The 10,312-nt window shown below is 54.5% G+C and carries 8 protein-coding genes; 3 read left to right on the top strand and 5 right to left on the bottom strand.

What is annotated here, in order from left to right:
- Positions 1-15: 15 nt before the first annotated feature.
- Entirely contained in the window at positions 16-1,023 is a 1,008-nt protein-coding gene (locus tag ACLJRU_RS06800; RefSeq protein ID WP_023235352.1) for an HlyD family secretion protein, read from the bottom strand.
- A 305-nt stretch (positions 1,024-1,328) separates the two neighbouring features.
- Complete coding sequence (locus tag ACLJRU_RS06795) at positions 1,329-2,525, bottom strand: NAD(P)/FAD-dependent oxidoreductase (protein WP_000439228.1); 1,197 nt, start codon at positions 2,523-2,525, stop codon at positions 1,329-1,331.
- Between the two features lie 230 nt (positions 2,526-2,755).
- Here ACLJRU_RS06795 and pitA point away from each other — a divergent pair, with 230 nt between their 5' ends.
- Positions 2,756-4,252: an inorganic phosphate transporter PitA gene (gene pitA, locus ACLJRU_RS06790; RefSeq protein WP_000902764.1), complete on the top strand. Its 1,497-nt coding sequence runs from the start codon at positions 2,756-2,758 to the stop codon at positions 4,250-4,252.
- 140 nt (positions 4,253-4,392) lie between these two features.
- On the opposite strand, the gene uspB is transcribed toward pitA, so the two are convergent.
- Complete coding sequence (gene uspB / locus ACLJRU_RS06785) at positions 4,393-4,728, bottom strand: universal stress protein UspB (RefSeq protein ID WP_023235353.1); 336 nt, start codon at positions 4,726-4,728, stop codon at positions 4,393-4,395.
- Positions 4,729-5,115: 387 nt separating this feature from the next.
- Here uspB and uspA point away from each other — a divergent pair, with 387 nt between their 5' ends.
- Both uspA and dtpB read left to right on the top strand, forming a co-directional pair.
- On the top strand, positions 5,116-5,550 hold the full coding sequence (gene uspA, locus ACLJRU_RS06780) for a universal stress protein UspA (protein ID WP_000323565.1): 435 nt from the start codon (positions 5,116-5,118) through the stop codon (positions 5,548-5,550).
- Between the two features lie 324 nt (positions 5,551-5,874).
- Complete coding sequence (dtpB, locus tag ACLJRU_RS06775; RefSeq protein ID WP_001098275.1) at positions 5,875-7,347, top strand: dipeptide/tripeptide permease DtpB; 1,473 nt, start codon at positions 5,875-5,877, stop codon at positions 7,345-7,347.
- A 91-nt stretch (positions 7,348-7,438) separates the two neighbouring features.
- Here dtpB and rsmJ read toward each other — a convergent pair whose 3' ends face one another.
- On the bottom strand, positions 7,439-8,197 hold the full coding sequence (gene rsmJ, locus ACLJRU_RS06770; protein ID WP_001165128.1) for a 16S rRNA (guanine(1516)-N(2))-methyltransferase RsmJ: 759 nt from the start codon (positions 8,195-8,197) through the stop codon (positions 7,439-7,441).
- A 6-nt stretch (positions 8,198-8,203) separates the two neighbouring features.
- Entirely contained in the window at positions 8,204-10,246 is a 2,043-nt protein-coding gene (gene prlC / locus ACLJRU_RS06765) for an oligopeptidase A (RefSeq protein ID WP_000184171.1), read from the bottom strand.
- Positions 10,247-10,312: the final 66 nt, after the last annotated feature.

The raw sequence follows: 10,312 nt of genomic DNA, 5'->3' as shown, positions 1-10,312 counted from the left end.
CTCATCCAGACGAACCTAGGCCATTCCCGGCAAACCGGTTTTGACATATTCCAGATGCTGTCGCAGCAGCTCTGGCGGAATACGCGCTTTGACGCGGAACATCAGCTTCAGCCGTTCATCGTGGGTTTCCACGGTTTTGGGCGTGAACTGCGCCACGCTGGCGACAAAACTGATCGTCGCCGGAATACGCAGATCCGGCGCGGCGTCCAGCACCAGTCGCGCTTCGCCGCCGATCTTCAACAACCCAGCCTGTTCGGTCGGCAGGAAAAATGTCATATAAACGTCGCTGAGATCGACCATGTTCAACACCCGGCCGCCAGCCGATAACACTTCGCCCGGCTCCGCAACGCGGTACTGCACGCGTCCATCGCGCGGCGCTTTTAATTCGCTGTCGTCGATGTCGGCGACAATACGCCGCTCGGTCGCCTGCGCCGCTTCCACGCGCGTTTGCGCCTGGATAATACTGGTACGCGCCGCCTCAATCGCCGCTTTTGCCGCAGATACCTGCGCTTTGGCGGTCTCCAGGGCGGCGCGCGCGCTTTCCGCCGCCGCGCGATCGTCATCTAACTGTTGTACAGATACCGCGCCACGCTGCGACAGCGAACGGGAACGCACGTGACGTTTAGAGACGGAGTCCAGCTCAGCTTCCCGCTGTTTGACGACCGACTGCGCGGCGCGCATTTCACTCTGGCGTTGCTCCAGCAAGACACGGGCGGCGGCAACCGCGCTTTCGGCCTCTTTAATCTGCGCAATCGCCTCCAGCCGCTGCTCCTGCAGCACGCGGGTATCCATTTTCGCCAGCACCTCGCCCTGACGAACGAACTGCCCTTCCGAAACGAGGATGGTATCAATACGCCCGGCAATCTTAGTGGCAATATCCACTTCGGTGGCTTCAATTCTGCCGTTGCTGGCGGCAAACCCCTCCGGTATTCCCGCAGGGCGCAGCATCCACCAGGCTATCGCGGCCACCGCCACAAGAATCCCCGCTCCCCACCACACCAGATGACGCTTCATTTTGTCCATAATCGACCCGCCGTAATCCCTGTTGTCTAACCATGCGTGTCACAAAATCCGCCGGGCGTGCGCTCAGCGGGGGTTTCCATTCGGGATAAGAATGAAAAAAGAAAAGGGGCCAGACGACGAACAGACGCCGATGAAGCGCTCGCCGTCAAAGGGTGTGAATGATGTAGGTACCCGGAAAAGAGGGAGTAATGTTGTCATCATCAGCGTTCCTGGCCGTAAATGAAACACGCATACTCATAACTGCTATAAATCGATACTAACACCTCTGTCCGGGATGTCTATTCGCTTATTGTTTGTAATGGTACTTAGCGTTTTGCCGCCAAATCCTGCGCGCAGGCCCAGGCGCTCGACCACGCCCACTGGAAGTTATAGCCGCCCAACCAGCCGGTGACGTCCATCACTTCGCCGATAAAATAGAGACCCGGCACGCGGCGCGCTTCCATAGTCCGCGATGATAGTTCGTTTGTATCCACGCCGCCCAGCGTCACTTCCGCTGTCCGATAGCCTTCGGTGCCGTTAGGCTGCACTTGCCAGGCAGTAAGCGTGTCAACCAACGCCTGCTGATCACGAACGTTCAACTGTCTGAGCGATACATCCGGGATCTGCCCCAACTGTTGTAAACACTCCACCAACCGTTTCGGCAAATGCATCGCCAGCGTGTTCTTCAGACTCTGGTTCGGGTGCGCGTTACGCTGTTCATTGAGAACATCTTCCAGCGAGAGGTCCGGCAATAAGTTAATGCTCACTAACTCCCCCGGTTGCCAGTAGCTGGAAATCTGTAAAACGGCGGGGCCGGACAGCCCACGATGGGTAAAAAGTAGGTTTTCCCGAAATACCGTGCCATTGCGGGCGGTAATTACGCAGGGCACAGAGACGCCAGACAGCGTCTGGAGCTGTTCTAACAGCGGCTTATGTAGCGTAAAGGGCACCAGCCCGGCGCGCGTCGGCAACACCTTGAGACCAAACTGTTCGGCGATTTTATAGCCAAACGGTGATGCGCCAAGCCCCGGCATCGACAGGCCGCCGCTGGCAATCACCAGCTTTTGCGTAGTCACCGTCTCGCCGTTCAACGCCAGTATGAAACCCGACTCATCACGCTCGACGCTCAGTACCTCGCTACGCAGGCGCATCGTTACGCCGCCTTTGTCGCACTCGGCAACCAGCATATCGACAATGCGTTGGGCGGAATCATCGCAAAAAAGCTGTCCCAGCGTTTTCTCATGCCAGGCTATCCCATACCTGCCGACCAGATCGATAAAGTCCCACTGGGTATAGCGGGCTAATGCTGATTTGCAAAAATGGGGGTTCTGGCTCAAATACGCAGCAGGCTCAACATAAAGATTAGTAAAGTTGCAGCGTCCACCACCGGACATGAGGATTTTACGTCCTGGCTTCTTGCCATTATCGATGAGCAGCACGCGGCTACCCGCCTGTCCTGCCTGCGCGGCGCAAAACATGCCCGCTGCGCCAGCGCCTATAATAACGGCATCAAACCTTTCCACGTCGCCTTCCTCTCTCAAATTCGGGCGGGAATTGTAAAGTTTCCTCAGTGGTCGCACCAGCGCGAAAAGCGCCTGAAAATGGTATTTATCTGAAATATATAAGATAATTCTTTAGTGATATCAAACAAAGCACGAAGTACATCAAAAAAAGTCTATATTTCACTTTGCCCGCGCCGCCAAAGTCACTGATAATGCGCCGCGTTCATGTCCTCAAAATGGCGTAACGTCCTATGCTACATTTGTTTGCTGGCCTGGATTTACATACCGGGCTTTTATTATTGCTTGCTCTGGCTTTTGTGCTGTTCTACGAAGCGATTAACGGCTTCCATGACACAGCCAATGCAGTCGCAACCGTGATTTACACCCGTGCGATGCGTTCGCAGCTGGCGGTTGTCATGGCGGCGGTGTTTAACTTTTTTGGCGTTTTGCTGGGGGGTCTCAGCGTGGCGTATGCCATTGTGCATATGCTACCGACGGATCTCCTGCTCAACATGGGTTCCGCGCACGGCCTCGCTATGGTCTTTTCCATGTTGCTGGCGGCGATTATCTGGAACCTCGGCACCTGGTATTTCGGGTTGCCGGCGTCCAGTTCCCACACGCTGATTGGCGCCATTATCGGCATCGGTTTAACCAATGCGATGATGACCGGCACGTCAGTGGTGGATGCGCTTAACATCCCGAAAGTTATCAATATTTTCGGTTCACTCATTATCTCCCCTATTGTCGGTCTGGTATTCGCCGGCGGTCTGATTTTCTTGCTGCGCCGCTACTGGAGCGGAACTAAGAAACGCGCCCGTATCCACCTGACGCCAGCCGAACGTGAAAAGAAAGACGGCAAGAAAAAGCCGCCGTTCTGGACGCGTATCGCGCTGATCCTCTCAGCTATCGGCGTGGCGTTTTCGCATGGCGCGAACGATGGTCAGAAAGGCATTGGCCTGGTCATGCTGGTGCTTATTGGCGTCGCGCCTGCGGGTTTCGTGGTCAATATGAATGCCTCCAGCTACGAAATCACCCGTACGCGCGATGCTATCAACAATGTCGAAACGTACTTTGAGCAGCGTCCTGACCTGCTGAAAGCCGTCACCGGCGTTGACCAACTGATTCCGTCTCCGGAACCGGGCGCGACTGAACCGACTGAATTCCACTGCCATCCGGCTAACACCATTAACGCGCTTAACCGTGCGAAAGGGATGCTGGCAAACGTGGAAAGCTACGACAAGTTAAGCGTTGAACAGCGTAGTCAGTTGCGTCGCATTATGCTGTGCATTTCCGACACGACCGACAAAGTCGTGAAATTGCCTGGCGTAAGCAGCGATGACCAGCGCCTGCTGAAAAAGCTGAAGACCGATATGTTAAGCACCATTGAGTATGCGCCAGTGTGGATCATTATGGCAGTGGCGTTGGCGCTGGGTATTGGTACGATGATCGGCTGGCGTCGCGTGGCGACCACTATCGGCGAGAAAATTGGTAAAAAAGGCATGACGTATGCGCAGGGAATGTCGGCACAGATGACGGCGGCAGTCTCTATCGGTCTTGCCAGCTACACCGGTATGCCAGTTTCTACCACTCACGTACTCTCCTCTTCAGTGGCGGGAACCATGGTCGTTGATGGCGGCGGGTTGCAGCGTAAAACCGTGACCAGCATTCTGATGGCCTGGGTATTTACGTTACCGGCGGCGATTATTCTTTCCGGCGTGCTGTACTGGCTTTCCCTGAAGATTATTTAAGCCAAATGGGCCGGATAGCGCTGTCGCTAATCCGGCCTGTCAGGATGAAACGACACAGGCCTGACAGGCCGCTACAAGCGGCGTCATCCGGGAGGCTTATCTAACACAAGCGGGTCAGGAAACTGGCCCGCTTTTTTTATTCAGTGCCAAATCATGAGCGCAATCAAGCTCACCACCACCAAACCGCATAACGCGCTGGTCAGCAGAAACTGGCGGCGCACGCGTTCACAACGGCGAATAAATTCTTCATCATGATGATCGCGATAGCGCTGAGCGTAGATATACCATATCAGGCGCACCTGTTTGTTGGGCTGACCATGCGTGGTAAAGAAGCCGCCGCCATCGACATATTGATAAAGCAAAGGATCGCAACCACGAAGTACCACTAACAGTGCGCGTAGCGATGAGAAATAGCGCGCCATATTAACAATGCAAACGACACATAAAGCCCAGAATAGTGAGACAGTGCTTATCATATCTCCTCCCCGGCGACCCGCCCACGGAGTTCCTCTCCGGGACTACCGCTCCCCGATACCCTGCCAGACAATCAGTGAAAGAGTACTACGAAAGCCGTCCATATTAGCGCTCCGCATTCGAACGGCTCTTATACACATTGTAGGAGATCAGTTAATTTTTTTACCAGAAGGTTAATCACTATCAATGCAATTCCCTGAAAATTTTGTTTAACTAACTGGCAAGCAAGGCAGATTGACGGATTATCCTGGTCGCTATAATGTAAGGATAGTTATGGTAAACGGCTGAGCTAGCCCCGCGCATAGAGTTCGCAGGACGCGGGTGACGCGGCGGCATAAGAAACGCCAGTAGCTCAATGGTCATCGACAACTTATGGAAGGAGTAACACTATGGCTTATAAACACATTCTTATCGCAGTTGATCTCTCCCCGGAAAGTAAAGTTCTGGTTGAAAAAGCGGTCTCTATGGCGCGCCCCTACAACGCGAAAATCTCCCTCATCCACGTTGACGTGAATTATTCAGACCTGTACACCGGTCTGATTGACGTCAATCTGGGCGATATGCAGAAACGTATCTCCGAAGAAACCCACCACGCGCTGACCGAGCTGTCTACCAACGCTGGCTACCCTATCACTGAAACCCTGAGCGGTAGCGGCGATTTGGGCCAGGTGCTGGTTGACGCCATCAAGAAATACGATATGGATCTGGTCGTTTGCGGTCATCACCAGGACTTCTGGAGCAAACTGATGTCTTCTGCGCGCCAGCTGATCAACACCGTTCACGTTGACATGCTGATTGTTCCGCTGCGCGACGAAGAAGAGTAATACTTGCCGTGCCGGCTGGCGGCTAAGACCGCATCTGGTCTATAGTCAATCAGGTTGGCCTGAACCATCAGGCAAATTCCGGCTCTCAACAACAACGCCCGCTTATGTGGGCGTTTTGTTTATCCCCCCTTCTTCGCAGTACTCAGTACATCATTCCATCACACCAAACATAATTAGTGTGATCCACTAATTAGTTTGCGTATCATTTGTATAATAACCTATTGATCAGGCTAATAACCGCAGTCTATATCAGGGTAAGTCTTTTCGGCGCGTTTTGATATACGCGCTCATACGTTTCGGGATGGCATTAAAAGGCGAAGGAATATGAATACAACTGCACCTACGGGCTTGCTGCAGCAACCTCGTCCATTTTTCATGATCTTTTTTGTAGAATTATGGGAACGATTTGGCTATTACGGCGTCCAGGGCATCCTGGCGGTCTTTTTCGTTAAACAATTGGGTTTTTCTCAGGAACAGGCCTTTATTACCTTTGGCGCTTTTGCGGCGCTGGTTTATGGCCTAATCTCTATCGGCGGCTATGTTGGCGACCATCTGTTAGGGACTAAACGCACCCTAGTCCTGGGCGCGATTGTGCTGGCGATTGGCTATTTTATGACCGGCATGTCGCTATTAAATCCCGATCTGATTTTTATCGCACTGGGTACGATTGCCGTGGGCAACGGGTTATTTAAAGCCAATCCCGCCAGCCTGCTCTCTAAATGCTATCAGCCTAAAGATCCCCGGCTGGATGGCGCTTTCACCCTGTTTTATATGTCGATTAACATCGGTTCTTTGTTATCGCTATCGCTGGCGCCGGTGATTGCCGATAAATTTGGCTATGCGGTGACTTATAATCTGTGCGGCGCTGGTTTAATTGTTGCGCTTCTGGTGTACTTCGCCTGCCGTGGCATGGTGAAAAATATCGGTTCTGAACCGGATCATAAACCGCTACGTTTTCGCAATTTGCTGCTAGTACTACTCGGCACCGTCGTCATGATTTTCCTCTGCGCCTGGCTGATGCACAACGTTAAGATTGCCAATCTGGTGCTCATCGTCCTTTCTATCGTCGTCACTATTTTCTTCTTTCGCGAAGCGTTTCGTCTGGATAAAACCGGCCGCAATAAAATGTTCGTGGCGTTTATTCTGATGATTGAAGCCGTGCTGTTTTACATTCTGTATGCGCAGATGCCTACCTCGCTGAACTTCTTTGCGATTAATAACGTGCATCATGAAATTCTTGGATTCGCCATTAACCCGGTGAGTTTTCAGGCGCTGAACCCATTCTGGGTGGTCGTCGCCAGTCCGGTACTGGCAGCGATTTACACCCGACTGGGTAGCAAAGGCAAAGATCTGACTATGCCGATGAAGTTTACGCTCGGCATGTTCCTCTGCGCGCTGGGTTTTCTGACCGCCGCCGCCGCCGGGATGTGGTTTGCCGATGCGCAAGGACTGACGTCACCGTGGTTTATCGTGCTGGTGTATCTGTTCCAGAGTCTGGGCGAGTTGCTGATTAGCGCGCTGGGACTGGCAATGGTCGCCGCTCTGGTGCCGCAGCATCTGATGGGCTTTATTCTGGGAATGTGGTTCCTGACCCAGGCCGCCGCCTTCCTGCTCGGCGGTTATGTGGCAACCTTCACTGCCGTACCGGAAAACATCACCGATCCGTTGCAGACGCTGCCCATTTATACCGGCGTCTTTAGCAAAATTGGTCTGGTAACGCTGGCGGTCACCGTGGTGATGGCCATTATGGTGCCGTGGTTAAACCGAATGATTAATACGCCAGGTACCGAACAGTAATACTCAGTGCCGGATGCGGCTTACGCCTTATCCGGCCTACAAATAATTGAGAATCGTAGGCCCGATAAGCGCAACGCCATCGGGCAATCCGTTACTCCGTCAGAGGGGTTCCGGCATAAATATCAAACCGATGCCCTTTGGTCACCACCGCGTTGGGCGTCGCGACATCCGCCAGCGGCGGCGCATAATCGGGACGTTTAACCACCACGCGTTTGGTCGCTAGCTGACGCGCCGGTTCCAGCAGTCCGTCGGCGTCGAGATCCGGCCCCACCAACGACTGAAATACCCGCATCTCTTTCTTCACCAGCGCGCTTTTCTGCCGGTGAGGAAACATCGGATCGAGGTAGACCACCTGCGGGCGCGGCGTGATATCGGTCAACGCCGTCAGGCTGGAAGCATGAATCAGCTGCAAACGCTCCTGAAGCCAGCCGCCAATGTCCGCATCGGCGTAGCCGCGCGTCAGACCGTCATCGAGCAACGCGGCGACCACCGGATTACGCTCCAGCATCCGCACGCGGCAACCGACGGACGCCAGCACAAACGCATCGCGCCCCAGTCCGGCCGTGGCATCAACCACATCCGGCAGATAATCGCCTTTGATACCAACGGCTTTCGCCACCGCTTCGCCGCGCCCGCCGCCGAACTTACGTCGATGGGCCATCGCGCCGCCGACAAAATCGACGAAAATGCCGCCGAGCTTCGGTTCGTCGCGCTTGCGCAGCTCCAGATGTTGCGGCGTCAATACCAGCGCCATCGGGTTGTCTTCGTCATGCTCCAGTCCCCAGCGGGCAGCCAGAACAGATAAGGCGCCGTCTGTGGCGCCCGTTTCATCCATTAAGCAGATTTGCACGTAAAATCAGCCTTTAATCCCGTAATGCTCCAGCATCGCGTCCAGCTGTGGTTCACGGCCACGGAAGCGTTTAAAGAGTTCCATCGGCTCTTCAGAACCACCGCGAGTCAGGATGTTATCAAGGAACGACTGACCGGTCTCACGGTTGAAAATGCCTTCCTCCTCAAAGCGGGAATAAGCGTCCGCCGCCAGTACGTCGGCCCACAGATAGCTGTAGTAGCCTGCCGCATAGCCGCCAGCAAAGATATGGCTGAACGCATGTGGGAAACGGCCCCATGTCGGTGACGGCACCACGGCGACCTGTTTTTTGATTTCAAAGAGCGTCTCAAGAATTTTCGCCCCTTGCTGCGGGTTAAATTCCGCATGCAGACGGAAATCAAACAGACCGAACTCCAGTTGACGCAGAATAAACAGCGCCGCCTGATAGTTTTTCGCCGCCAGCATTTTATCCAGCAGTTCCTTCGGCAACGGCTCGCCGGTTTCATAGTGGCCGGAGATAAACGCCAGCGCTTCCGGCTCCCAGCACCAGTTTTCCATAAACTGGCTCGGCAGTTCGACCGCATCCCACGGCACCCCGCTGATACCGGAGACCCCGGCGGTCTCAATGCGGGTCAACATATGATGCAAGCCATGACCAAACTCGTGGAACAGGGTGATCACTTCGTCATGGGTAAACAGAGCGGGTTTACCGTTCACCGGACGGTTGAAATTACAGGTCAGATAAGCGACCGGCTTTTGCAATGTGCCGTCCGCCTTACGCATCTGGCCGACACAGTCGTCCATCCACGCCCCGCCGCGTTTGTGTTCACGCGCGTACAGGTCAAGGTAGAAGCTTCCGCGCAGCTCGTTATTTTCGTCATACAGTTCAAAGAAACGCACTTCCGGGTGCCAGACATCAACGTCAGTACGCTCTTTGGCAGTGATGCCGTAAATACGTTTCACCACTTCAAACAGGCCATTCACGGCTTTGTTTTCCGGGAAGTACGGACGTAGCTGCTCATCGCTGATGCTGTACAGGTGCTGTTTTTGCTTTTCACTGTAGTACGCGATATCCCACGGTTGCAGTTCCTCAACGCCAAATTCGGCTTTGGCGAAGGCGCGCAGCTGGGCCAGCTCTTTTTCCCCCTGCGGACGGGCGCGTTTCGCCAGATCGGTTAAGAAATCGAGCACCTGCTGCGGATTTTCCGCCATTTTGGTGGCCAGCGATTCATGGGCATAATTTTCGAAGCCCAGCAGTTGCGCCAGTTCATGGCGCAGCGCAAGAATTTCTTCCATCACCGGGCTGTTATCCCACTTACCGGCGTTCGGCCCCTGGTCGGAGGCGCGAGTGGAATAGGCGCGATACATCTCTTCGCGCAACGCCTGGTTGTCGCAGTAGGTCATGACCGGCAGATAGCTCGGGATATCCAGAGTCAGCAGGTAACCTTCCTGCTCTTTGGCTTCCGCCTGGGCCTTCGCTGCCGCCAGAGCGCTTTCCGGCATTCCCGCCAGCTCGGCTTCGTCGGTGATGAGCTTCGTCCAGCCCATGGTGGCATCGAGCACGTTATTGCTGTACAGGTTGCCCAGCTCAGACAGGCGGGTGGCGATTTCGCCGTAACGCTGCTGTTTCTCTTTCGGCAGGCCGATGCCGGACAGTTCAAAATCACGCAGCGCGTTATCAACCGCTTTCTTCTGCGCGGTATTCAGAGTGGCGTAATGATCGCCGTCGCGCAGGTCGCGGTACGCGTTGTACAGTCCTTCATGTTGCCCAACCCAGGTGCTGTATTCAGACAGCAGCGGCAGCGTCTGTTCGTAGGCTTCACGCAGCTCCGGACTATTTTTCACCGAGTTTAAGTGGCTAATTGGCGAGAAAATACGCCCCAGAACATCGTCGGCTTCCGCCAACGGCTGGCAGAGGTTTTCCCAGCTATACGGCGCGCCATGCGCCACAACGCCTTCTACCGCCGCCCGGCAATCGGCCAACGCTTTGGTGACCGCAGGCACCACATGCTCCGGTTTAATTGCAGAAAAAGGCGGCAGTGAAAAAGACGTTAGTAATGGATTGGTCATATGCGCAGTCCTGTAGAAGAAGGTGAGTGGAGCGCGCTTTTGGCGCTCTCGCGATGAGATCTAGAA

This window comes from Salmonella sp. SAL00653, from assembly GCF_046552515.1.
In the GTDB taxonomy this organism is placed as follows: domain Bacteria; phylum Pseudomonadota; class Gammaproteobacteria; order Enterobacterales; family Enterobacteriaceae; genus Salmonella; species Salmonella enterica.
The sequence above is the reverse complement of the archived record's forward strand: the minus strand, read 5'-3'. Positions and strand labels throughout refer to the sequence as shown.

What these genes read in the sequence shown, in the direction of transcription:
- ACLJRU_RS06800 (WP_023235352.1), bottom strand. Translation starts at nt 1,023, where the DNA reads ATGGACAAAATGAAGCGTCATCTGGTGTGGTGGGGAGCGGGGATTCTT.
- pitA (WP_000902764.1), top strand. Translation starts at nt 2,756, where the DNA reads ATGCTACATTTGTTTGCTGGCCTGGATTTACATACCGGGCTTTTATTA.
- uspB (WP_023235353.1), bottom strand. Translation starts at nt 4,728, where the DNA reads ATGATAAGCACTGTCTCACTATTCTGGGCTTTATGTGTCGTTTGCATT.
- uspA (WP_000323565.1), top strand. Translation starts at nt 5,116, where the DNA reads ATGGCTTATAAACACATTCTTATCGCAGTTGATCTCTCCCCGGAAAGT.
- dtpB (WP_001098275.1), top strand. Translation starts at nt 5,875, where the DNA reads ATGAATACAACTGCACCTACGGGCTTGCTGCAGCAACCTCGTCCATTT.
- prlC (WP_000184171.1), bottom strand. Translation starts at nt 10,246, where the DNA reads ATGACCAATCCATTACTAACGTCTTTTTCACTGCCGCCTTTTTCTGCA.